This is a genomic window from Butyricicoccus pullicaecorum DSM 23266 (genome assembly GCF_900167005.1).
Taxonomy (GTDB): domain Bacteria; phylum Bacillota; class Clostridia; order Oscillospirales; family Butyricicoccaceae; genus Butyricicoccus; species Butyricicoccus pullicaecorum.
Map to the genome: position 1 here is coordinate 175,370 of NZ_FUXW01000004.1, position 24,670 is coordinate 200,039.

Here is a 24,670-nt window from a genome sequence, read left to right on the forward strand (position 1 = left end):
CAGCTTGCCCGCCCTTTGTGTTTATCGCACCTCCTCATGTTGTTTCGGTTTCTTTTCAGGGCTGCGGGGCGGCGCCGGGCGCTTCAAGCTGTCCAGCACCGAAGGCCGTGCGCTCTTGGCAACCACGGTTTCCGGCTGGGTGCGGCCCTTGCCGTCAATGTTCAGAAGCGTGTCCAGTTCCACCAGACGGGCGGACTTGACTCGCAGATCGTCCTCAAAGGGAAACGGCTTTCCGATTTCCTCTTTGGCTGCGGCCTGCTGTTGGTAAAGGTTGTCCAGCTGGTTTTTCACGGCTTCCAAACGCTGAGGCATCTGAGCCAGTGCATTGTCGATACGGGTGAGGTTTCCGCGCGGGTCTGTACCGAGGCTTGCCCGGTGGGTCATCTGGCCTTTCAACAGGAGCGTATATTCCTGTTTCCAAGCGGAAAACTCCACGGACATAGTAAAGCCCCGATAGCTACCAATCTGCACCGGTTCGGAGCCTTTGACCTCCTTACAGGCATCCAGCAGGGCTGCACCGGCGTTTTCTTTGTCAGTCAGCACATCGCCCCGGATCTCCATTCCAGCAAAGCCATCCTCCGGGTGAGGATGGGCGGCCAGGGTCTCCAGGTCCGCTTCAAAGCCTTTGATAAATCCCTTATTGGTTTCGATTTCCTGGGGGAAGTATTTGAGCAACTGATCCTCCAGGCGGTACTGCTTGCTCTGGTGGTCGGCTTTCATCAGCTTCAGGCGAGCAACCTCCACATCCAAATCCATGCGCTCCTTGATACGGGGGTCTCCGGCGCACAGGGCCTTGATCTCGGCAAAAGACAGCGCCGTTTCGTCCACATCATCGCAGGAGCGGACCGGCGATTTAGAGGTCATAATCTGAGAGATAAACTTCTGTTTGTTCTCCACAGTCTGCCACAAATAGCTGTCGAAGGTTCCCTCGGTAACATAGCGGTACACATGGACCAGCGGATTCTGGTTGCCCTGGCGCTCGATACGGCCCTTGCGCTGGGCAAGGTCTCCCGGACGCCACGGACAATCCAGGTCATGGAGGGCCACAAGGCGGTCTTGCACATTGGTGCCAGCGCCCATTTTGGAGGTGCTGCCCAACAGGACACGCACCTGCCCGGTGCGGACCTTGGAAAACAGTTCTTTCTTCTGCACCTCGGTCTTGGCCTCATGGATAAAAGCAATCTGCTCGGCGGGCATTCCCTGGGCGATGAGCTTCTGGCGGATGTCCTCATAGATGGTAAAGGCAGGCTCAGGCTCATCCAACGGCACAGCCTGTTCCAGCGCATGAAGTGTGGGATTGTCCAGCGCCTTGGCTGCCTTTTTGGAGGAAGCGGACTGGACCTGGGGCGTGGAAATGTCGCAGAATACCAGCTGGGTCAGCTTGTCAGCCTCGCCGTCCCGCCAGATCTGCATGATATTGCCCACACACTGATTGACCTTGGTGCCGGGTTCATCCGGCAGCAGCTGGTTGATGATACGCTGGTCCAGGCCCAGCTTGCGGCCATCGCCGGTAATCTTGAGCATATTGTCCTCTGAGGGGTCAACGCTGCCGCTGTGTACTCTGGAGGCGCGCTCGGAGAGAACCTGCACCATCTCTTTTTGATGTTCAGTAGGCTGGGCCACGATGTTGTGGTATTCCACCTCCGGGGTCGGCAAGTTCAGCTGATCGGCGGTCTTGATGTCCGCCACCTCTTTGAACAGGTTCATCAGTTCCGGGAGGTTGAAAAACTTGCTGAATCTCGTTCTTGCCCGGTAGCCGGTGCCTTCCGGTGCCAGCTCCAGCGCCGTGACGGTTTCTCCGAAGCGGCTGGCCCAGCAGTCGAAGTGGGTCATGTTCAGTTCTTGCAGGCGGTCATACTGGAGATACCGCTGCATGGTGTAAAGTTCGGTCATGCTGTTCGATACGGGGGTGCCAGTGGCGAAAATCACACCACGGTTTCCGGTCAGTTCATCCATATAGCGACACTTCGCAAACATATCGCTGGACTTTTGGGCATCGCTGGTGGAGAGACCTGCCACATTCCGCATTTTGGTGTATAAAAACAGGTTTTTATAGTTATGCGCCTCATCGACGAACAGGCGGTCCACACCCAACTGCTCGAATGTTACCACATCGTCCTTGCGGCTCTCGGCCTGCAATTTCTCCAGCCGGGCTTCCAGGGACTTCTTGGTGCGTTCCAACTGCTTGACCGTGAAACGCTCACCGCCGCTGTACTTCACCTCGGCAATGCCCTCGGTGATCTCGTCGATCTGCTCCTGAAGGAGCCGTTCCTGACGCTCTCGGCTGATGGGGATTTTCTCAAACTGGCAATGGCCCATGATGATAGCGTCATAGTCACCGGTGGCAATCCGGGCACAGAACTTCTTGCGGTTGTGGGTCTCAAAGTCTTTTTTGGTGGTGACAAGAATGTTGGCGGATGGATAGAGCCGCAGAAACTCCGAAGCCCACTGCTCAGTCAAGTGATTCGGAACAACAAACAAGGATTTCTGGCACAACCCCAGACGCTTACTCTCCATAGCGGCAGCCACCATTTCAAAAGTCTTGCCCGCGCCTACCTCGTGCGCCAGCAGCGTATTGCCGCCGTACAGCACATGGGCGATAGCATTCAGCTGATGTTCCCGCAAGGTAATGGACGGGTTCATACCACCAAAAACAATATGCCCGCCGTCATACTCACGGGGGCGGGTGGAGTTCATTTCCTCATTGTACTGGCGGACCAGAGCTTGGCGGCGGTCCGGGTCTTTCCAAATCCAGTCCTTAAAAGCGTCCCGGATGGCCTGCTGCTTTTGGGCAGCCAGGGTGGTCTCCTTGGCATTCAGCACCCGGCGCTCTTTGCCGTCTGCATCCTCTATGGTGTCGTAGATACGGACATCCCGCAGGTTCAAGCAATCCTCCAAAATCTTGTAGGCATTGGCACGGCTGGTTCCGTAGGTGGTATAGGCTGCCACATTGTTCTGGCTTACAGAGCTTTTGCCGGTAATCTGCCACTCGGCGGTAAAAGAAGAATAGTTGACCTCAATATTCCGCTGCAGATAAAACGGCGTATCAAAGGTCTCATACATAAACTGCTGGATGTACTCTTTGTCAATCCAGGTAGCGCCCAGGCGCACCTCGATCTCCGACGCATCCAGGTCTTTGGGCTGGGCAGCGGTAAGGGCCTCCACATTGACGGCAAAGGAAGGGTCCTGCTGTGCGGCCCGCTGTGCCTGACGCAGCTTACGCCGCACATTGCCGGACAGGTATTCGTCAGCAGTCACATAATGGGGAGTGCCGTCTTTCTCCAACTGTCCCGGCACACGGAAGATCACGCCTTGCAGCTCGGCGGCCAGTTCGTCTCCGGTCTTGCCAGTCAGCTCCGACATATACGCCATATCCACACAGGCTTTCTCCGAAATGGAGACGGCAAGAGCTTCACTGGCGGTATCCACAGCGTCCACCGCCTTGTGGGGCTTGATGGTACACTTGGTGAACATATCCGCCTTGCGCTCCAGCTTGCCGTCCTCGTCAATGACTTCCAGCGCGCAGAGCAGATAGTAGCTGGAATCATCAGCAAAGGCCAGCCGGTTCGCCCGGTCATTGATAAGACCATATTTTGCAGAAAAGCTGTCATAGAGCCGGTTCAGTTCAGCCTGTTTATCCCGGATGGCGCTGTCCGGTGTGGCAGCGTCCATTTGCAGATCAATGAGCTGCTGGACACATTCCCGCAGACCCACCAGCCCTTTCACACGGGCTTCGGCGGTGGCATTCAGGTCAGGCCGTACCATACGGCTGTTTTCACGGAAATACACAGCGCCGTCCACAACGGTGTAGGAGTAATTTTTCACATTGGGGTCAGCAGGAATAGAAGTGTCGATGGCTTCGCCCTCGCCCAGCTCCGGCAGCTCGGCCTCCTGGTAAGTGCCGCGAATGTACTTCACGGCATCATGCAGCTGATCGGCAAGCTCCAGCCCCTCGATGGGATTCACGGTGTAGTCCATGCCATGGGCGGTGCTTTCCGGTTCCTGTCGGCCCAGCACCATTTCCGGGTGGTCCAGGAAATAGCGGTTAATGGCAAAGCCATCCTCCGTCTGCCCGGTCTGCGTCCACTCCGGCACGATGTCCAACGGACGATCACGCTTTTGCAGGAAAATAATGTCCGAAACGACCTCGGCACCGGCGTTCTTTTTGAAAGCGTCATTGGGCAGACGGATGGCCCCCAGCAGCTCGGCGCGCTGAGCAAGATACCGGCGCACAGTGGAATCCTTGGCATCCATCGTATAGCGGCTGGTGACAAAGGCCACCACGCCACCCGGACGCACCTGGTCCAACGCCTTGGCAAAAAAGTAGTTATGAATGCTAAAATTCAGCTTATCATAGGCTTTATCCCGAACCTGATACTGACCAAACGGAACATTACCCACCGCCAGATCATAGAAATCCCGCCTGTCGGTGGTCTCAAACCCGGCCACGGTGATGTCGGCCTTGGGATAGAGCTGCTGGGCAATACGCCCGCTGATGGAATCCAGCTCCACGCCGTAAAGACGGCTGTTTCGCATTTCCTCCGGCAGCATACCGAAGAAATTGCCCACACCACAAGACGGCTCCAGAATGTTGCCGGTCTCAAATCCCATACGGCCCACAGCCTCATAAATCGCTTTGATGACCGTAGGGCTGGTGTAATGCGCATTGAGAGTGGAACCTCTGGCAGCAGCGTATTCCGACCGGGTCAGCAGCTCCTTCAGCTGAGCATATTCCGCACCCCAGCCGGCCTTCTCCGGGTCAAAGGCATCGGCAAGGCCGCCCCAGCCCACATACCGGGAAAGGATTTTCTGCTGTTCCGGCGTTGCCTGCTCGGTGGTTTCCTCCAGGTATTTCAGCAGCTTGATTGCCGCGACATTGGCCTGAAACTTGGCCTTCGGACCGCCTTCGCCCAGGTGATCGTCAGTGATACGGAAATTCTCGGCGGTGCGACGCAGATTGGCCTTGTATTCCTCATAAGAGGCTTCCTCGGCAGCTTTGACATTGGGGAAGGTCTGCCACTCGCCGTTTACCTGAATGGAAACGGGGTGTTCGTCCAGTGCCTCATCCAGAGTCTTTTCCGGCTCGACAGCAGGCGTGGGCGGCTCCGGCTCATTGGTTCGCAGGGTCTGAACAACCACATCATAGGGCAGATTGTTCTTATCGCCCGGATAGACAGCCACAGTCTCGGCTTGGAAGGCCGGGGTTTCGGCAGCCGGTTCGGGGCGTTCCTGCTCAAAACCGTCCAACTGACGGGCATACATCCCGCGCAGCAAAGGCGCAACCTCGCTCCACTGGAAGAACAGCATGGCCAGACGCTTTTCATCTGCATCCAGCACTTCCAGCTCGATACCTTCCGGCATCGTGCGGTAATCGGCGGTCTCTCCGGTCTCCAGCTCCATCGTTTCCACGATGTTGGGATAAGCCCGGCTCAGCCACAAGGCTACCTCCTGGTTGCTCTTGCCGTTGCGAAGAAGCTCGGAAAGCTCCGCCTTGTCCGCCTCACCAATCAGGCCATGGGCCAGCACATCCCGAAGGTCCTGGTCCACCGTATCCAGATTTGCAGGCAGGAATTCGGTATAGAAGTCGTTGCGGTTATCCTCCCGCAAAAGCTGCTCAAACCGTTCCCGGCTCTCAGCCCGGTAGATGGGATAGCTCATGCCGGTGGGCAGCAGCTGCACCGTGTCATCCCGCAGCTCTGTGATCTGATGGGGCCGGTCATCCAGATAGACAATATCACCCACATTGTAGGGAGGAACCGCTGGATCGTAGGAGGTTCGCTCCCGGAGTGTGCCACGAGCCGCAGCGTATTCCTCATCTGAAACCAGAACACGCAAATTATGGGGAGAAGGCTGTTCCGGCTCATCTGCCGGGACGCTCTCTCTGGATATGGCCTCCACATCCGCCATAACACGCTGGATGAATGGGTCATTATCCAGTTTTTCCTCATCCACCAGTTCACCATTCACAATGCCGCGCTCGGCCAAAGCCTCCCGAATGGCGATGGGGTCGATGTTGTCGAACCGGTCCTGTTCCGCTTCGGTGTAGAACCGGTCCTCCTTGATAAGCTGAGCGATCCGGCGCTGTACCTTGGGCCAGGGCAGCACCGTTCCTTCGGGGCTTTCCGGGCGAACCGAAAACGGGGTTTTGCCATCGCCGCCGTCAAACTCATGGGCCAGCCATGCAGCGGTATCTTTTTCCCGCCCATGTTTCTCCATGTAACGGACAACGGCGTGTTTACTTTCGATTTTGCCGTTCCAGTCCTGGATAGCCTTGTCGATGTCATTGTCCGTGAGAGGGTGCAGCAGCTCATGGAGCTTGGGATAGGTCTCGTCGATGATTTCTCGATGAAGGCGCTGGCGGAACTCCGGTGTGTCGGAATAGAGGCGGAGCAGCTCCATGTTGCCAGATCCCAGGACAGCACGGCGAATGGCGGCATTGCCCTCGATCACGGCGTTCTCATAGTCACTGTGACCGCAGGCATTGCGATATGGCACATCTTCCATAACAGCGGCAAGTACAATGGGCTTGTATTGCTCATGCAGCTCCCGAATCGTAGGGGCTGCGGCTGCTTCGGTATCCCGGAATACTCTGGTCCCGTCTGCACCAAACTCCGCTTCTTGGGCATTGATGTGCTGTTCCGCCTCATGGTCGATGGAGGGCATGGAATATTCCTGCCGCTCCCTGCCGCCCTCCGGGACAGCGGAAATGGTCACATCATGCTTATCTCGCAGCTGTTCCACAACCTGCCCCAGCCGGTTTGCCGGAAAGCCGCACATTTCCACATAGCCACCTCCGGGAATGGCACGGAGCGTGAGATTGAGGTCCAGTTCGGTAGCCGCAGTCTTGGCGTCCTCGCCGTATAGTTCAAAGAAATCGCCCATCTGATACAGGACCATATCATCCGGGTGGCGCTCTTTGACGCCGTTATATTCCCACACAGTCGGGTTCGGTTGTTGGGCTTCCATGGTGTCCGTGTCTGCCAGAACCTTTTCCTCCTGGCTCTTATCGAACTCGGCCTGTTCCTGATCCAGTTCCTCCATCGGTGCAGGAGCATCTTCCACCCTGAAACCCTTTGGAGGTGGGTCCAATTCTGCCAGGAAATCCTGGGGAATGGTGTTCCCATGGGTGTCCCGATACAAAACCACAGTGATAGGAACCCCGTAATCTGTATCTTCCTGGATGGTTCTGATGAACTTCTCTGCATCCGTGTATTCTACACTCTCACCCGGCAAGCCATTGGTTCCCAGGTATTCAATCCGGCCCACGGCTTCCAGTTCCGGTTCCGACTCTGCCAGGGCCTTTTCTGCCTGGATTTTGTCGTACTCCGCCTGCTCCTGTTCGGTTAGATAGCGTCCCTTCTGGATCAGGTCGGTAATCCGTTTGGCGACTTTCTCCCAGGTGAAATGCACATCCGGGCAGCCGTCCTTTTTGTAGTGCAGACCTTTTCCGTCGTGGCTTTCATCGCTTTTCATTGCACCGGACAGGGCATGGGAATGACCGCCAATGCCGTACTCGTGCTTGAGAAAATCCACCTTTTCCTTATCCGTATGGGGTTCCTGGAAAAAGGTGAAAACTCGGCCCTTACCGCCCTCAAATCCGCTGCCTCTGGTCATGGCGGCGTCGATCTCGTCCTCAGAGATAAACTGCTTGACCGAAGGTACTTCCGTCAACTGAGAGGTAAAGGTGGTGCGAGGCAAGGACAGATCTTGCAGGTTCTCCCAAATTTCTTTGGGTTTATGGTAGTGGAAGCGCAGCAAATCCCGATCCTGCTGGTAGGCCGTCCAGAACGCAGCGTATTCTTCCGCAAGGTTCTGGCGAAACTCCGGGCTTTTCAGTTGCTCGGTGAGCCATGCAGATTCCTCCGGGAAACCGCGCCCCGGATTGTTGGCAAGGCTGGGCAGATACCCGGCTTCTCTGGCTTCCTCGCTGAAATCGTGATACAATTCCCAGAATCTTTCGGCAAGGAGGGAGCGTTCATAGCCCGCCGCCTCAGCCAGCTCCATATTGGTGGCAAACTGGCCGTCCTGCAAAAGCTGGCTGATACGCTCAGCGGCACTCTCCCAGGAAATGACCTGGGCGGACTTATCGTAACGGGCGGTTTTGCCGTGGGAAAGATGGATTCCATCCTCGGTATACCATGCAGTGATGCTGCCAATCCCGTTGCCGCCATGGTACAGATTTTTCAGGGTGTCTGCGATCTCGGCGGTGGACTTCTGTTCTTCAAAGGCCGCGACAATGCGTTCTCTCTGGCGATAGGTGTTGCCGCCCAGCCGCAGCACATGGTCGATGTCAGCCTGGGCAAAAGAAAAAGCAGAGGATGTTTTCACATTCTCTGCTTCATCTATGATTCTGATTTGTTCTGCTTCGGAGAGGAAGAAACTCAGCTGTGAATAAGCTCCGCCATCAGAATCTCCTCGGCCTGTGCTTTGCAGGTGTTCATCAGGCCCACCCAGCGCATCGGGTCGCTGGCTTTCAGCTGCTCCGTTGCGCCCGCTGCTGCCGCCAGCTGGGGCATCATCTGCTCCAGACGGCTCTGCGCTGTCTCGTCGATCTCGATGAGGTGCGGATACAGCTTCTCGGTCAGCAACAGCTGATTGTAAATCAGGGGACGGTGTTCCTTCAGGTACGCTTTCCGCATCCTGCCGTACTTGCCCAGGGGCTTCTCCGGCTGTTCGGTCAGCTTCAGGTCGGGAATCTGATAATCTCCGTTCATCGTGTAAGTCAGGCTGTTCTCCATGTGTAACGCTCCTTTCCGCGAGTTGCTCGCGCTCATAGTTCTGGATAGTGACGCCGATCTGCCGCAAAACCTGCTGATTGATCTGGCTGACCGCCGCGCCCAACGCCCCAACCGTGGCAGGGGTATTGAAATCGAAAATCGGCATGAAGTCCTCATGCTGGAAATATTGTTCCGTATCCAGCCCACAGCGAGACATCAGGGCATAGGCGATACTGACGGTGGCAGCGGACTTAAATTGGACTTCGATGTTGTAATCATCGTACTCCGCCAGGAACGAACCGTCAACGATATAGCGGAAATCTCTCTGATGATCGTCCCAATACTCACTCGCCAGCTTTCCGGCTACATCAGTGAGCTGCTGGGCGAGATCGTCACCGGCAACGCCATAACTGCGCTCCAACATGGCCGACACAGGACCGATATGCTGTTCTTCCAGCTGCCACAGCCAGGGGGTACGGGAATGTTCACGGGTGCCGGTATCGGAAATATCGAACACATAGCGCAGGCGAGGCTTGTCGCCGGAATCATCCACCAGGGCAATACCCTTGGAGCCACGGCGCACATACCGGCCCATTTTGTCATTCCACAGGTCATACTCGGCGCAGGCGGTAGCGTCTGGGCGCTGGGCGTAAATCATCATCTGCTCGTGGAATGGGTATTTATAAAGGCGGGCGGCGGTGGTGAGAAAAGCCGTCCACTCCTTCCAGCTACCCACAAGCTGGGTCGATACCTGTTCGGCCATCTGCCGGTAAAATTCAGCTTTGGATGGCATGGTTTTCTGTCCTCCCTTCATGTTGAATAGAAAGGGGACGGCATATCAGGCCGTCCCATCAGGTCTTTATGTGTGTTTTTTACTCGTCAAAATCCGGGTACAGCTCCAGCTCAGCAAACTCGGCATCGCTCATGGCCTGGAGTTTCTCCAGGGCGCTGTCCGTCAACTTCCGCAACTCGGCTTCCTCCGGCGAAAGCTCGGCGCGCATCTCCGTCAGAGCGTCGATCAGCCCGGTGCGGCTGCCGGTGTTGTAGATGCAAAGAAGGTTCGTTTCCTCAAAGGTGAAGTTGTTCATATCAAAGCTCCCTTTCCGCGCTCTTTTTTTGCGCTGTCTTTTTGTGTTCCGCCTTGGGCTGACTTTTCAGCTGCTCCATGACGGACTTTTTCTTTTCCCGTTCCTCTCGATGGGCGGCTGCTGCCAAGTCCATAAGAGAAATGGGCTGGCCACTGCGGGCCTGTTGTTCCAGCTGGGCCACTGTCGGCTCCTTTGGGCCGTTATTGATGATACCGTCGATCATGCCGTAATCATCTTCCACCGTCATTTCCGCATTTCTCAGCGAATTTTCCGGCAAGAAACCTGGCACCTGGGTGAAACCAACACTGTCGCAGTAATGACAGGATACCTGACCATTCTGCTTGATGGCAACGATGTCGCTGACACTCATAGACGGGCTGTGAAAATCCACTGGCTTTTGCAGATTGAACTGCTCATACAGCCTTTCCAGCTGCTCCATAGTGCTGCCGGAACCGTCCAGAGGGGCGGTATAGATAAGGTCATAGTTGCTCCGCTCTACGGACAGATTGTGCGATTGCAGCCAATCCAGATTCATAAAACGCACATTCTGCGGATCATCTTTGCTCACCTGATAAATTGCAAAACAATTTCCCTCATGGGAAAGAAACGCCTGTTCCCGTTCCAACTGCCGATCCTGTCGTTCCAAAACTTTTTCGTGAAAGTCCGGGCTTTGCTCCCATTCCTCGCGGGACACAGCAAAGATACCGTCATGGGCGTCCAGGTCGGCGGTGTCAAAGGCCATTTCAGGATTTTCACCCTCCTGGACGATATAAACGGTCAGGTCTCGCTCCATCAGCTCATAGGCTCGTTCTTTGGAGAGGGGCAGAAGGTCGCTGTCCAGGTATCCGCACTTTTCCAGATCGTCCTGGGTCAGCACCGGGTCTGGCATGGGATACTCGTCCAACGACTGCTCCTGGGCATCCGGCAGCTGAGTGGCGGCAGCTTCTGCGGTCTGCTGGTAAGCTGCCTGCTGCAAAGTCTCGATCATGGACAGCGGCGCATACTTGATGGACTTGCCGCCCATCCCCAGGTCCTCGCAGATGTGGCCGATAGCTTCAGAACGCCCCATATTCGGTCCATCCAACTGGCCGCCGTCCAATTCTTTCATGCTTTCCTTGTCATAAAGAGTGTAGTCCCAGCCGGTCTCGCATGGCTGGATATGCAGATAGGTGGCGTCATTCAGGAGTAACAGAGCCTCGGAGGGTTCTGTCTGTTCCGGCATGGTATGTTCCGTATTAGCGGAAATCTCCTGATACTCTGTGCGATAGAGGGACGCAAGCTGCGTGGAAAGATGTTCCGGGTCTGCGAAATTGCTGTTCTCGGCATCCGGGGCAGCTCCATTGTCCAAATCCATCTCCATTTCTTCATCCTGTTCCCATTTTGCCTGCTTCTGTTCTTCCAAAAAGCGGACCATATCCGCGATGTCATGGCGCAGAATTTTATCTGTGTATTGAGCAATCTGCAACTGAACCTCCGTTTCCGAAAGGGGTTCTTGTCGCATTGCCCTTGCATACAGTACATACTCATGCGCAAAAGTTTCCGCCTGTTCTTTGGTTGGCGGCAGAATGACCTGTTCAAATTCTTTTTTCTGTTCGGTCAGGTCAATGCCGCGCTCCTTGCAGATTTCCTTGTAATTGCGCTCGATGTCGTTAATCAGCTCGCAGGAAGTCTTGTTGATGGTCTCCAGACTGGCCCGCAGCTCCTTTAGCTCCTTGTCCTTCGACCAGGAAGCGATGTAGCCAAAACTGTTCTCGCCGGTCTGGATGCCGAAATACTGGCAAACCGCATAAGAAATGCTCTCGGCCTCCACTTCCTCGGTGTTGCGGTTTTTGGCAGCCTGTTTCACCGCCGTCAGATCTTCCTCCACTTCCAACCGCCACTCAAACCGATTCTCGTCCACAAAGCGCCAGCCTTCCTCGGCGGCGGCCTGTTCCGCCTCCGCTTCGGTGGCAAAGTCCAGGCGATAATCGTGCTTGACACCGCCCTCGCTCACCATTACGATCTTCCAAGTCGGCTCCGCTTCGTACTTTTTGGGGTCGTGGAGCTTACTGTGCGCGGTCTCATGGACAGCGGCGGAAACAGTCTGCACCTCGCTCATGCCTTCCCGAATGGCGATCCGCTGCTGGTCAGAGGAAAAATAGCCGTCCATGTTCTCGGCCATCGGCTCAAATTCGATGGGGACCGGGGCGGAGCGGCGCAGAGCCTCCATGAACACCTCATAATGCGGCACCGTCCCGGACAGGCTGGAGGCCAGCTCCGGCAGGGGTTTTCCGTCCGTCTGGCTCACATCGAACACCTTGACCGGGCGGAACATGGGGATTTCGATTTCCTTTTCCTCCATGACGGCCTTGCCATCCGCGTCCAGGATGGGTGCATGGGTATCCGGGTCACGCTTCATTTCCTCGATTTTCTTTTTGTAGGGCGTGGGGGCGATGATGGTGATACCATGCTCGCCCTTTTTCACATGGCGCTCAAATTGGTTTTTCCACTTGTTGAACCCGGCCACCAGGGTGGCGTCCGGGCGCTGCATATAGATGAGCATGGTGTTGTTGACGGAGTAGCGATGGAACTTGGACATGACGGACAGGTAGCGCATATATTTTTCACTCTCGAACAGCTCCTTGATACCCTGTTCAATGCCCGCCGTGATTTCCTGCAACCGCTCCCGGTTGGTGGGCTTATCAGCCATGATTTTCACTCTCCTTTCCAAATTGGCGATTTCTGATTGATGTTCGGCAATCCACAGTCTTTGTTCATCAGGGGTATCCTCCAGGAAAAAATCCAGCAGATAGCCCACATAGTCTTTTTTCTGGATTGCCTCCATGAATCGGGGATGTGGATTTTCCTCCGGTGTTTTGGGTGTGTAGTCCGTTTCCCACTTGCGGAGCAAATGAAAGTAGTCGGCCAGGACACGAAAGGCATGGTCCCGGTCCTCCTTGAATTTCTGGGCCTCGGATTTCCGCCGGACATAGCGCCTCCGGGGAGGGGCCTGACTGTCATAAGCCAGGCCAAAATCTTGGGCCAGCTTCTCGGCGGCCTCTTTGGGGGACAGATTGTAGAGCCTCGCTGTGAAGTCGATTACATCACCGGTGGCTCCGCAGCCGAAGCAGTAGAAGTATTCCTCGTTCAGCTTCATGCTGGGATTTTTGTCATCGTGGAACGGGCAACAGGCCATGCCGCTCCGGTTGACCTCAATCCCATACATCTGCGCCGCTTCTTGGACGGAGACAGACTGTTTGACGGCCTCAAAGACGCTCTCGGCCATGCTCATTCATTGCCTTTCTTGGGGGTGGGTGGCCTGTACCCGGCAGCCTTGGCCCGTTCACTGGCTGCCTTACGGCGCTCGGCGCTGTACGGTTCCCGGACGGACACGCAGCGTTTGGGAACGAGAAAGGTTTGGCGGTCCTTTTTCACAATCTGATCCGGGTATTTCTCCGCCAGCCGCCGCAGCTTTTCCAGTAGCCGGGGGTCATGGGTATAGACCTCGGCGGTGGCTTCAGCCTGGTTGTAGAGGATGATGGTTTCCTGTTCATAAAGGCTCAGTTTCATTTGCCGCTTCCTTTCTGCCGGTCAAACTCCAGCTTGAAGTTGGCGTACTGCCCATCGTCCTCCAACACCACGGTGGCGTCGTAGGTCTTGCCAGTTTTCTCGGAGTACAGGCCGCTTACATGGGCGCGGCCATTTTTGAGCAGCGCCGTCACGATGGCCTTGGTGGGCTGCTTTCGCTTCAGCTCCCACCACTTGTTGTTTTTCCAAATGGCAAATTTACAGCCCTCGTTCTGGCAGAAGAAACCCTTTTGCAGCTCCGCCACATCACCGCCGCAGCGGGGGCATTTGCCCACCATTTCGCGGGGCGGAGTGAACAGATACTCGGTGCCTTTAATCATCTGATAGGTTCCTACCAACTCCTTGAGCATGGTGGAAATTCCATCCATGAAATCCTCCGGGGCCAGCTCGCCACGCTCGATCTCGCCCAGCCGGTACTCCCATTCAGCGGTCAGTAGGGGCGATTGCAGCTGCTCCGGCAGCACAGTGATAAGGGACACCGCATCATGGGAGGGCAGGAGCTGTACTTGCTTTTTGCTCTTTTTCCGTTCCAGAAAGCCGGTGGACACCAGCTTTTCCAAGATACCGGCGCGGGTGGCCGGGGTCCCCAGGCCCTTGCGCTCAGCGTCCTCCGGCATATCGTCCTTCCCGGCAGTCTCCATCGCGGAAAGCAGCGTATCTTCGGTGAAGTGCTTGGGCGGGGTGGTCTTGCCCTCCTTGACGGCAGCACCAGAAAGGGGCAGCGTCTGACCTTCAGACAGCTCCGGCAGAGCCTTGTCCTCGATTTCCGGTTCTGCATTTTTCAGCCCTGCGCGGTATGCAGCGTCCAGCGCCCGCCAGCCGGGTTGTTTCACCGTGCGGCCCTTGGCGGTAAACTCCGCACCGGCGCACTCTACAACAACGGCGGTTTCCGCAAAGGTATAGGGCTGGGCCACGGCGCACAGCAGCCGCAGAGCCACCAGCTCCAGCACCGCCTTTTCGCCAACTGGCAAGCTGGACAGGTCCGCGCCCTGGAGGTTGCGGGTGGGGATCACCGCATGGTGGTCGGTCACTTTCTTGTCATTGATGACCTGTGCCGCATTGCAGGCAAGCTCCATACCAGCGGCAAAGGGCAGCGCCCCAGCGGTAAGCCGGACCAGCTCCGGCAGACTTGCTGCCATATCCGAAGTCAGGTAACGGCTGTCCGTCCGAGGATAGGTGCAGAGCTTCTTTTCATAGAGGTTCTGCAAATAGTCCAGGGTTTGCTGGGCTGTGAACCCCAGCAGCCGGTTGGCGTCCCGCTGGAGGGTGGTCAGGTCATAGAGGGCGGGCGGCTTCTCGGATTTGTCCTTGTGCTCCACCTTTTTCACCGTAGCAGCCGCATCCTGGCAGGCCATTTTCAGCTGCTGGGCGGCGCCCTTGTCCGCCATGCGTTCCCCTGAAACAGAGAAACCGGGCAGCTCCAGCGTCACCGTGTAAAACGGCACCGGCTTAAAGGTGTCGATCTCGGCCTCCCGCTGGACAATGAGGGCCAGTGTTGGGGACATGACGCGCCCGATGTTGAGGGTCCGGTGGTACAGCACGGAAAACAGCCGGGTGGCGTTGATCCCCACCAGCCAGTCCGCCTTGGCACGGCAGAGGGCCGCATCCCGTAAGCCGTCATAGTCCGCGCCGGGGCGCAGGTTCGCAAAACCCTCCCGGATGGCGGAATCCTCCATCGAGGAAATCCAGAGCCGCTTCATGGGTTTGGTGCAACCCGCCAGCTCGTAGACGGCGCGGAAGATCAGCTCACCTTCGCGTCCGGCGTCGCAGGCGTTCACCACCTCGGTCACATCCGGGGCGTTCATCAGCTGCTTCAGCACATCAAACTGTTTCTTCTTGTCCTTGCTCACCACCATCTGCCAATGCTCCGGCAGAATGGGCAGATCGTCATAGCGCCACTTGGCGTACTCCGGGTTATAAGCGTCGGCGTCGGCCAGACCAGCCAGATGGCCCACACACCAGCTCACTCGCCAGCCGCCGCCCTCCAGATAGCCGTCCTTGCGGGTGGTGGCCCCGATCACGGCGGCCAGACTTTGGGCAACCGACGGCTTCTCAGCGATTACCAGCTTCATGGTTTTTCATCCTCCTTTCCCGCAGCCATGCGGTCAGCTGCCGGTGGCAGAATCCCACACAGGGCTGACCGGCACGGTAATTCCCACAGCCATAACAGGGGTGGCTGGGAGATAAAGAAGGAGGACGGGAAGTTTCCTTCCCGCCCTCCGGCCTGCGTGTCATCATGCGTTCATAGGGGCTGTCGGTGAAGCGGGTCAAACCGTCTTGTCCTCGCTTTCCTCGTCGCCGCCCCCGCCAGCGTCCAGCTCGTCAGATTCCTCGGTCTCCCAGGAGTCCTCGTCCTCCTGGTCGGTATCATCCTCGCCGTAGTCATAATCGTCCAAATTGTCGTTACCCTTGGTCTTGGGCTTGTTTTTGATGAATTTGAAGTAAGCAAAGGCACCGCCGCCGCCCATCAGAACCAGCACCGCCAAAAGAATGGCCGGATTCAGTCCGGCAGGTTTCTGCGCTGGTTCTTCCGGTTCCGGGGTTTCTTCCGGGGCCTCCGGTTCCGGCTCCTTACCCGTGCAGCTGCTCATATTGGTGGCGCACACCGGGCAGGCGGTATTGACCGTACCGGCTACACATTTCTCCGTACAGTTACAGACAGCAGGCTGCTCCTGGGTAGTCTGACCGTCCTCCATCAGCGCCATCAGGTCGGCTTCATCCACCTGGTTTAAGAAGTGGACAGCCGTTTCTTTGTTCTCATTGGCCCGGTCAATGAGGATGTAAAAGTAGTTGCCCGCCTTGGTGGTGACTGTAATGAGCTGCTTGTTGCCGCCGAAATCATCCACCAGGGCGGCGTTGCCATCCGGGGTCAGGGCCGGACTGTCCTCGGTTTCCTCCACCACCACATTGCTGTCGTTGGTGGCGTCCTCTGCCGGGGGCTGGTCCGTTCCCTGAGCAAAGGCCGTAACGGAGAAGCTGGCCATCAGCACCAGAGCCGCACACAGGGCCGAAAAGGTCTTGAAAATTCTCTTATTCTTCATGGCTGATCTCCTCCTGTTCGGTGTAGTCAGCAGAGGCAGCGGCCATGCCGGGAACCGCGCTGCCGGACAGCATGGCGTTCAGCTGAGCCGGGGTCATACGCAGGGCGCGCACCATCTGGACGATCTCCAGGTTTTCCGCCTCGGTTTTCTGCGCTTCCAGGGTTTTCAGCTTGTCCTGATATTCCGCGATCTTCTCGCGGACCTTGGCAATCTCCTGGTCAATGCGCTGGATTTTATTCTTAGCCATAATCAATCACTCCTTCTTAAAAATCTCTATTACCAGTTCATCAGGCCATAGCCCTTGATACACTCGTAATTCAGGTCATAGCTTCTGATTTTGCAGGCGTCGCCGCTGTTCCCCTCGACTGTGTAGACTCGACTACCGTCTGTGCCGACTACAAGGCCCACATGGTCCGCAGACCCATCAAGATCCCAATCGAAGAAAATAGCGTCTCCAGGGGCAAGGTTTTCATAGCCCCGTGCGCCCCATTGTCCGTGAGACTGGAACCAGGGAACGCCCTGGGACTGACAACCTGCAAAGCGCGGTTCGGACAGCCCCATTTGGCCATAACACCAGGATACGAAGCAGGCGCACCATTCTACGCGGGAATTAAAGCCATACCAGCTCCAGAACGGCTGACCGCCCACATTGCCCACCTGACTTTTAGCAATATCCACCACGGCCTGATTGCCGGGGCGAGTGCCATTGACAAACTGAACACCGGTCAAACTCTCGGAATCACTGGTGTTTGTGGAACCGCCGCCGAAAACTAACGGTTTGTTACCCATCGTTTGCCGGTACACCTGGTACATTTCCAGCTGCTCCGGGGTCAAAAGTTCCGAGGCAACAGACGAAATGGGCTTACTGGTGAGAGTTACATTCAAAATGTAGTAGTTGTATGGAACCTGAACGGTGTAGCTATTGCCCTGGCTGTCAGTTCGGGTTTCCGTCCGATAACGCACTTCCACTTCCTCGGTGAGCGTCAGTTGATACTGTGCGTCGAACACACGCTCCAGCTCCGTCTGGGCGCTCTGCCGGGTATATCCCTGCAATACAGCGGACAGATAAGCCGCCAGCTCATGGGGGTCATGCCCGATCATATCCAGGTCATACCGATACTCGTCATACCCCGGATGGCTGCTTTCGATGTTGTCGATCTCGGCTTGCAGCGCCGCTTCTTTGGCGGCGTAATCCGCCTCCACAGCTACCAGCTCCGGGTCATCTGAAGGATAGGTAGTGCCGGAAATAACCGAACCAATTCCTTGGCTCAGTACAGAGCAGGAGGACATGGTATTGAGCAACATACAGACCATCAAGAAGATGGCACCCACCACAAGGAACCCTTTTTTATGGCGCATGACAAACGCGCCTGCCTGTTGCGCCTTTTCCTTTACCGTCTTGGCGGCCTTGCCGGTCTTTTTTGCGGTGCTGGCTGTATTTCCAGCAGCTTGACCGGCGCGCTTGGCGGCGGCATATTCCTTTTTAATGGTTTGCTTCTGCTGCCAGCGGGAGATGGGATTGCTGGTAAGCTGGGGATTTTCCCGCAGGGACTTCTGATACAGGGCGTTCACATTGGCCTTCTCCAGCTTCTGCTCGGCCTGGGCTGCCTTGCGGTAGGGCTTCAACTTGTGGCTGCGATAACCCTCCCGAACCAACCGTGTGCCGGTCTCGGCAGCCTCCTCGGACTTGTGGGCGCTCTCCACGCCCACATTGTCCTGTTCGGTCTCCCGGATTTCCTTGTGAACTTTCCCCAGAGCGGCATTGGCGGGGGTATCCCGCACCGCATGGGACAGCTTGGAGGGCGGCTTCTTCTTGTCCTCCAGCACCAGCTTGGTGGTCACTTTGCCGGTCTCCGGGTCCACCGTCTTTTGCCGGACCTGTTTTTTGGGGATTTTAGCCTGCGCCTTATCCGCTTTGACAGCGGCCTTGTCCGCCTTACGAATGGGCTTCTCCAGCGCCGGGTCAGAGCGTTCCTCGTCTGTAAAGCGCAGGCGCGGTTCCTTATTCAAACCATTCACCCAGCATGAGGGCGTCCGTCATGTAGCGCAGCTCCACACAGACGGCCAGCCCCACAGGGTCATGGAAGGGGTGCTGAAGCAGATGGGCGTAGATCTGTGCCACTACATTGGCCAGCAACTCAGACTGGCTGCCCTCGAAGATGACGATGGCGGGAACACCGTTCATGGCGCACCAGATTTCCGTCAGGCGCAGCAGGCCCGCTTCGCCATCCTCGTTCATCTCCGCCGCCTGATCCGCCGCCGTGCGGGTCTCGCTGACGGCATCGGCCAGCTCGGTGAGCAGCTGGGTGCGCTCACTCTCCAGGGCATCGTCAAAAAACATCATGGTGTTCAGTTCAGTATTGGGTTTCATGGTCATTCATCCTCCTTTTTTAGCTCTTGCGGTTTCGTGGTCATAATACGGTACAGTTCCGTATCTTTGGGGAAGTGGTCAACGAAGGGCAGGATTGTGGAGCCATAGAACAGCAGGCCCTCGCCCTCGCTGGAGTGGGTCACATAGCTGAGCTGATGCGGGGAAATGCCCAGCTGCTTGGCAAGAATCTGCCGGTCGCCGCCCGCCTGGTTGAGCATATACACGAAGTCGGAGTTTTCAAAGATGTTCTCCACCTCGCGGCTGCTCAAAAGGTCCTTTACATTCTGCGTGATACCAGTGGGAATGCCACCCCACTTGCGGAATCGCTTCCAAATCTCGACGGTATAGGCGGCAGTCTGTTCCTCTTTCAGCAGCAGGTGCATCTCGTCGATGTAATAGCGGGTGGACTTGTGGGCGGCACGGTTGATGGTGACACGGTTCCACACCTGATCCTGGACCACCAGCATACCAATCTTTTTGAGTTGCTTTCCCAATTCTTTGATGTCGTAGCAGACAATGCGGTTGTTGATGTCCACATTGCTTTGGTGATTGAACACATTGAGAGAGCCGGTCACATAGATTTCCAGCGCCGTTGCGATGTATTGCGCTTCTTTCTCGTCCTGCGCTCGCAGCAGGTTGTAAAGGTCCTCCAGGATGGGCATATTCTCCGGTCGGGGGTCATTGAGATAGTCCTGATAGACCAGCCGCACACAGCGGTCGATGATGGTTTTCTGCACCGGCTGCAAGCCCTCCTTGCCGCCCACGATCAGCTCGCACAGGGACAGAATGAAGTCGGACTTGAGGGACAGCGGGCTTTCATCGTCCGAGTAGTCCAGGTTCAGGTCCATGGGGTTGATGTAGTTGGTGGAAGTGGGCGAAATCTTAATGACCTGCCCATGCAGTCGTTCCACCAGCGGGGCATATTCTGCCTCCGGGTCGCAGATGATGACATCATCCGAGGTGAGTAGGAAACAGTTGGCAATCTCTCGCTTGGCGCTGAAAGACTTACCAGAACCCGGCGTACCGAGAATCAGGCCGTTGGGGTTTTTCAGCAGCTTGCGGTCCACCATGATAAGGTTACTGGACAAGGCATTGATGCCATAGTACAGAGCCTCTTTGCCGTTCTGGAAAAGTTCCTGGGTGGTAAACGGCACGAAGATGGCCGTGGAACTGGTGGTTAGACCGCGTTGAATCTCAATCTGATTGAGACCCAGGGGCAGGCAGCTCATCAGCCCTTCTTCCTGCTGGAAGTCGAGCCTTGTCAGCTGGCAGTTGTACTTCTGGGCAATGGAACTGGCCTGGAATACATTGTTGTCCAGCTGACGGGGATTGTCTGCGGTGTTCAATACCAGGAAGGTCACAAGGAACATTCGCTCATTACGGCTCTGCAAATCCTGCAAGAGCTTTTTGGCCTCTGCACCGTAGGTGGCAAGGTCGGAGGGAATGATGTCCATGTCATATCCGGCACGGACGGCCTTTTTCTGTTCCTCGATTTTGGATTTGTCCAAATCGGTGATTTTTCGCTTGACCGTCTTGATGGCCTTGATCTGATCTACCGACTGAATGTGCAGGCTGACAATCAGATTGGATTCCATGTCCAAAAACTCCGCCAGCATTCGGTCGTTCAGTTCCGGCGCGAGGATCTGTACGAAGCTGACCGCCCCGTACTTTTTGCCCATACGGAACTGCTTGCCGGTGCGAAACTCAAAAGAGCTGGGCGCGATAAAATCCTTGGTGGACAGGCCACTGTACGGGAGCCAGTCCCACTCAAAGCGGAACGGCAGCTGCTCATCCATGTGGAAGATTCCATGGAGCTGGGCAAGTCTTGCCTTACCATCCAGAGTCTCAGCAACCACGCCCAGACGCTTGAAGTTATTGAGAATATCGGTCTCAATACGCTCCAGACGGGGCTTGGCCGACTTGATGCTGTCCGCATCAATGCCGAAGGTGAGATACTTGGTCTTGATAAGGCCGTTGTTGCCCTTTGCCAGCTGGTTTTGCAGCATGGTCATGTACTCAACCCGAATACTGTCAAAGTCATCCCCCTGGAGAGGAATGGAAATAGCACGGGCAAAAGTCTCTTTAGATGCTGCAAGATTCAAAAAAGACAGCTCAAATTTGATCGAGCTGTCGAAGTAGTTGAGGAAATCACACCAGCCCTCGAAGATCGCTGTTTTGTCCTCGTTCTGCGAGAGCTGATAGTTGATGTCCTGGAACTGGATGGTCTTTGTGTAGTGGCCGTCTGCCACGCGGCAGATACCATCCGGCCACATTCGTTCATAGGGGATGCTGTCCTGAGCCGATTTTTCCTTTTTGTCTGTGCGATTGGCACGGGCAATGGCAGCCTCAATCTGCTTTCTGTCGGCGCGGGACAGTTTTTTCTTGGTCCTGACCGGCTGCACAGCTTTTTCCTCGGTTTTTCCGAACAGCCGGTGCAGCCAGCTTTTGATTGCCGTGAACAATGTCGTACACCTCCTCGTCAAGATTTGCCTGCCGCTCCAGAGCGTCATAGAAATTGTTGGTCTTATACGGGCGCTGCTTGGGACGAATCACCGTGACACGGATGATATTCCCCACGATCTTTTCCAAGGGCTGGCCGTGTTTCTCGTACATGGCGAGCATGAAGAAGGGCAGCATGACCAGCATCATACACATGGCTGCTGCGCTGCTTCCCACAGGACCTCGGAGCAAAAAGAAAAGCGGTACGCCGATCAGCGCCCCGCCGGTGAAGCAGATTAGCTGCCTCTTGGTCAGGTTGAAAGCAACCTTGGTTTTGACTTTCGTCAGATCTTTGGGTACGGGTACATAAGCCAATGGGATTTCCTCCTTCCTGATTAGTGTGCATTAAACACAGCTTTTGCAAGGCTTCCGGTCTTAAAGAGCGTAAAGCACAACAGGACCGTATAGCCCACACAGCTCCAGATGGCCATGATGATGTCATCTTCCGTTGCGATGTTCTGTACCAGCACGGCATAGATGCCCACACAGATCATAATGAGGAAGGCCTGGAAGCCCAGGGCCAGCAGGGAGCGAAGATAGTTCTGTCCCGTGGAGCCCCATTCCCGGTTGACCATCGTGGCAAAGGGAATCGGTCCTATGGAGGTCACCAGTAGGGTAAGAACCCGGCGCCTTGCCATATTGCTATGGTAGGTTTCCGAGAACTCCCCTCCGAACCGGACTTACACCTCTCAGCGTATCCGGCTCTCCAGATGTCAGTCTAATTTCCCAGCGTGTAACTTATCGTGACAGTAGACGCAGAGTGCCATTGTCTTGCGCTTACGCCCAATCATGGCGATTTCCCATTGTTTTCTGCCACTTAAATCTTTGAGTTTTCGTACATGGTGTATTTCAAGCGGCACATTTTCTGCGCCGCACCACTCGCATTGGTTCGCTTGCAGTCTTTTAATCAGGCTGTTGCGTCCATAATTCTCAACGGCTCGTGCTACTATATCGGGATTTCCGCTTTCTACTTTGGTATTCCGGCGGAAACCGTCATTGTAGAACAGCACTTTTCCCACCTTGCCGTTTTTCTTCGGATACTCCACAACAAAATCTTTCCCTTGACGGTACTTGCGGATAATTCTGCTGATTCGTGTCCGATATTTTCCAGCAAAGGTTTTGAGCATACTGTATCTCATTACATAGTAGAAGTTATTGAGTACAGACACGTTGTTTGCAAGTCGGTAGTAGTTATACAATCCACGGATTTCTGCGTTGTATTGGTTTAGGATTTCCAAATCGTCCAAGTGCAACAGGCGAGTGCGCCGGACAGGTTCCCAAACCTCTTTGTTTCCATTTTGTTTGTCGTATTTAATCTTGAGGGCATTGTAGGAGAACAGTCGTTTTACCCACTTATCATGGGGAACATAAAGTAAGACTTTTCCATTGTTTACCCGTCTGGTAGCCCCGGTTTTGGTCTTTTTGTTGTGTTCGCCTTTGGCGATTGTGACCTCATATCCCAAGAACTTCGCAGCGTCGTGTCCATGAGTAATCAATGTCTTTTCCTCGGACATTTCCAGATGGAGTTTGTCCCGGATAAAGCAGCCTACATCTTGTTTAATCTGTTCTGCGTCCTCTTTGCTGCCGATAACTCCAATTAAGAAATCATCGGCATATCGGATATAGCAAATCCGTTTATAGCTATCGTCCATCTGGTCGCTATACGGCATAGATTTCAGACTACGCCGCAGTTCCCGGATTTCTGCAATTAAGCCCTCTTTTTCTTCCTCGCTCATTTTAGAGAGATTTCTTTTAAGCCTTTGTTCTTTCCCCCGGCAGACATCCAGCTTCTTCTTGAACGCAGGATTGATTTTACGGCGGTTTCCGCAGTTGAATTTCTCTGCATACTCTGCCATATAGCTATCCAGTTCGTTCATGTAGATGTTTGCAAGGATAGGGCTGATGATGGAGCCTTGCGGAGTGCCGGAATAAGTATTGTGATAATTCCAATCCTCCATATATCCAGCTTTCAAGAACTTCCAGAGCAGACCGATGAAATGTTCATCTGCAATCCGCTTTCGCAAAATAGCAATCAACACATGATGGTCTACGTTGTCAAAACAGCCCTTTATATCTCCCTCAACGAACCACTTTGTCCCCGTAAAATATTTCTGCACATATTTGAGTGCCGTATGACAGCTTCTGTTTATACGGAAACCGTGGGAATAGTCGCTAAAGGTTGGCTCATAAATACTCTCTAAGATGAGCCGCACCACCTCCTGTATCAGTTTATCGTCGAATGACGGTATCCCCAGAGGACGCATTTTCCCATTGGATTTCGGGATATACGTTCTCCTTGCCGGGTTAGGCTGATAACTAAAATCCCGCATCTTTTCAATGAGGGCGTTTATCCTTACCATTCCCATTCCGTCAATGGTTTTGCCGTCTGTTCCGGCTGTCATGTTGCCTGGTTTCGCCTGTATCCGCTGATATGCCAGCAGATAGAATTGTGGATTGTACAGGTTGCGGTATAACCGCTCGTACTTGTAACTCTTGTTACACGCCTTGGATTTTAGGCTTTCCAACACATTTTCAGGACTTCTCATAATGCCTCACGCACCTTTCCTTTTTATGAATTGGTTGACATCCTGCCTCCCTTCGCCATGTAGACGGCTTTCCCGCCCTCGGACTACTACGGAGGCTCCGTTGCCATGCCGGATATTCAGCGTCATCTTTCTTGGGTTTTTACCCCTTGAAATTTATCGCCTTGCGGCATTACGCATAGCCGGATAGTTCCGGCGTTCCGGTTTAGGCAATCTCCAGTTAGACACTTTGGGAAAAGCGTATTGTGATGTCGGTAGTGGGTTTTCGTCCTTTTCCGCTTACTGCGGCTGGCTGTCATAAGTATCGTGCGGTCTGTGTTTACCTGTCACATTCCGCTATGACATACGGCGAATACAACCATCCTGCGCCGTCGGGTCGAGTATCCCGCCTCGGACTGCCCTTAAAGCAGTTTAGCCTTGCTCCTCATTCACAATGTTGCGTCTTGCCGCTCAGTCGTGGGTAGATGGTTTTCCCAACTTGCGATTTTTCCGATACGCTATTGTCCCCCTTGTGGTTTCCCTCCGAGGTAAATCGGATGACGCTAAAGTGACGCTTTTCACGTCTTTGATACTTTTCTTTACCGGCTTGCTAAAGCCGGGTTCCCAAAATGCCCGCACACCGCCTTTGGATGAAAAGCGGCGCTTCTGGACGCGCGATAAATCAGTATCATACGCCTACAAATCATAGAAAGAAAAGGGATTGCCAAGGGATCAAACCTATGATATTGTATAGGGTAGAATCGTATCAAAAAAGATCCTGACATCAAAAAGTCCTTTGCGATGGAAGGTTCGGCAGAGAACAGGCGCACCCCATGGGGTGCGCTGGCGTTGCCGTACCCTCCGG

The 24,670-nt window shown here is 55.0% G+C and carries 16 protein-coding genes and 1 pseudogene; 1 reads left to right on the forward strand and 16 read right to left on the reverse strand.

Translation table 11 applies throughout. The features are described 5' to 3' along the window. Nucleotides 1–21 precede the first annotated feature (21 nt). Together B5D52_RS09990 and B5D52_RS16535 are read right to left on the reverse strand one after the other, a co-directional pair. A complete protein-coding gene (locus B5D52_RS09990) occupies nucleotides 22–8,328 on the reverse strand; it encodes a MutS N-terminal domain-containing protein (RefSeq protein ID WP_078689194.1) in 8,307 nt (2,768 codons plus the stop codon). Nucleotides 8,329–8,381: 53 nt separating this feature from the next. Beyond that, nucleotides 8,382–8,738: a TnpV protein gene (locus tag B5D52_RS16535; RefSeq protein ID WP_040332506.1), complete on the reverse strand. Its 357-nt coding sequence runs from the start codon at nucleotides 8,736–8,738 to the stop codon at nucleotides 8,382–8,384. Here B5D52_RS16535 and B5D52_RS16540 point away from each other — a divergent pair. Beyond that, nucleotides 8,737–9,540 carry a hypothetical protein gene (locus B5D52_RS16540; RefSeq protein ID WP_040332507.1) on the forward strand — a complete coding sequence of 268 codons (804 nt, stop codon included), beginning with the start codon at nucleotides 8,737–8,739 and terminating at the stop codon, nucleotides 9,538–9,540. The genes B5D52_RS16535 and B5D52_RS16540 overlap by 2 nt on opposite strands. Nucleotides 9,541–9,589: 49 nt before the next feature. On the opposite strand, the gene B5D52_RS10005 is transcribed toward B5D52_RS16540, so the two are convergent. The 14 genes and pseudogenes from B5D52_RS10005 to B5D52_RS16375 all read right to left on the reverse strand — a co-directional run. Further along, on the reverse strand, nucleotides 9,590–9,805 hold the full coding sequence (locus B5D52_RS10005; RefSeq protein ID WP_016147225.1) for a transposon-transfer assisting family protein: 216 nt from the start codon (nucleotides 9,803–9,805) through the stop codon (nucleotides 9,590–9,592). 1 nt (nucleotide 9,806) lies between these two features. Next, nucleotides 9,807–13,070, reverse strand: a complete 3,264-nt coding sequence (locus B5D52_RS10010; RefSeq protein WP_040332735.1) for a YodL domain-containing protein — start codon at nucleotides 13,068–13,070, stop codon at nucleotides 9,807–9,809. A 2-nt stretch (nucleotides 13,071–13,072) separates the two neighbouring features. Continuing rightward, complete coding sequence (locus B5D52_RS10015; RefSeq protein ID WP_016147227.1) at nucleotides 13,073–13,354, reverse strand: hypothetical protein; 282 nt, start codon at nucleotides 13,352–13,354, stop codon at nucleotides 13,073–13,075. Further along, the gene (locus B5D52_RS10020; RefSeq protein WP_016147228.1) at nucleotides 13,351–15,444 is read right to left on the reverse strand and encodes a type IA DNA topoisomerase; all 2,094 of its coding nucleotides are present in this window, start codon (nucleotides 15,442–15,444) and stop codon (nucleotides 13,351–13,353) included. The genes B5D52_RS10015 and B5D52_RS10020 overlap by 4 nt, the downstream gene beginning before the upstream one ends. Then, complete coding sequence (locus B5D52_RS10025; protein ID WP_073993867.1) at nucleotides 15,425–15,643, reverse strand: hypothetical protein; 219 nt, start codon at nucleotides 15,641–15,643, stop codon at nucleotides 15,425–15,427. The genes B5D52_RS10020 and B5D52_RS10025 overlap by 20 nt, the downstream gene beginning before the upstream one ends. Further along, nucleotides 15,640–16,413, reverse strand: coding sequence for a DUF4366 domain-containing protein (locus B5D52_RS10030; protein WP_016147229.1), 774 nt, complete (start codon nucleotides 16,411–16,413; stop codon nucleotides 15,640–15,642). Before B5D52_RS10030 ends, B5D52_RS10025 begins: the two co-directional genes overlap by 4 nt. Then, the gene (locus tag B5D52_RS10035; protein WP_016147230.1) at nucleotides 16,403–16,660 is read right to left on the reverse strand and encodes a DUF4315 family protein; all 258 of its coding nucleotides are present in this window, start codon (nucleotides 16,658–16,660) and stop codon (nucleotides 16,403–16,405) included. The genes B5D52_RS10030 and B5D52_RS10035 overlap by 11 nt, the downstream gene beginning before the upstream one ends. Before the next feature lie 29 nt (nucleotides 16,661–16,689). Continuing rightward, nucleotides 16,690–18,423: a C40 family peptidase gene (locus B5D52_RS10040; RefSeq protein ID WP_040332508.1), complete on the reverse strand. Its 1,734-nt coding sequence runs from the start codon at nucleotides 18,421–18,423 to the stop codon at nucleotides 16,690–16,692. Beyond that, nucleotides 18,416–18,784 carry a DUF3851 family protein gene (locus B5D52_RS10045; protein WP_016147232.1) on the reverse strand — a complete coding sequence of 123 codons (369 nt, stop codon included), beginning with the start codon at nucleotides 18,782–18,784 and terminating at the stop codon, nucleotides 18,416–18,418. The genes B5D52_RS10040 and B5D52_RS10045 overlap by 8 nt, the downstream gene beginning before the upstream one ends. Before the next feature lie 2 nt (nucleotides 18,785–18,786). Then, nucleotides 18,787–21,186, reverse strand: a complete 2,400-nt coding sequence (locus B5D52_RS10050) for a VirB4-like conjugal transfer ATPase, CD1110 family (RefSeq protein ID WP_016147233.1) — start codon at nucleotides 21,184–21,186, stop codon at nucleotides 18,787–18,789. Further along, nucleotides 21,131–21,598: a PrgI family protein gene (locus B5D52_RS10055; protein WP_016147234.1), complete on the reverse strand. Its 468-nt coding sequence runs from the start codon at nucleotides 21,596–21,598 to the stop codon at nucleotides 21,131–21,133. Before B5D52_RS10055 ends, B5D52_RS10050 begins: the two co-directional genes overlap by 56 nt. A gap of 20 nt (nucleotides 21,599–21,618) precedes the next feature. Beyond that, nucleotides 21,619–21,897: pseudogene (locus tag B5D52_RS10060) on the reverse strand (hypothetical protein); the annotation flags it as partial. Between the two features lie 99 nt (nucleotides 21,898–21,996). Further along, nucleotides 21,997–23,829, reverse strand: a complete 1,833-nt coding sequence (locus tag B5D52_RS10065; RefSeq protein WP_016146957.1) for a reverse transcriptase/maturase family protein — start codon at nucleotides 23,827–23,829, stop codon at nucleotides 21,997–21,999. Nucleotides 23,830–24,404: 575 nt separating this feature from the next. Beyond that, a partial coding sequence (locus B5D52_RS16375) for a hypothetical protein (protein WP_242951101.1) occupies nucleotides 24,405–24,670 on the reverse strand: 266 nt, incomplete at its 5' end.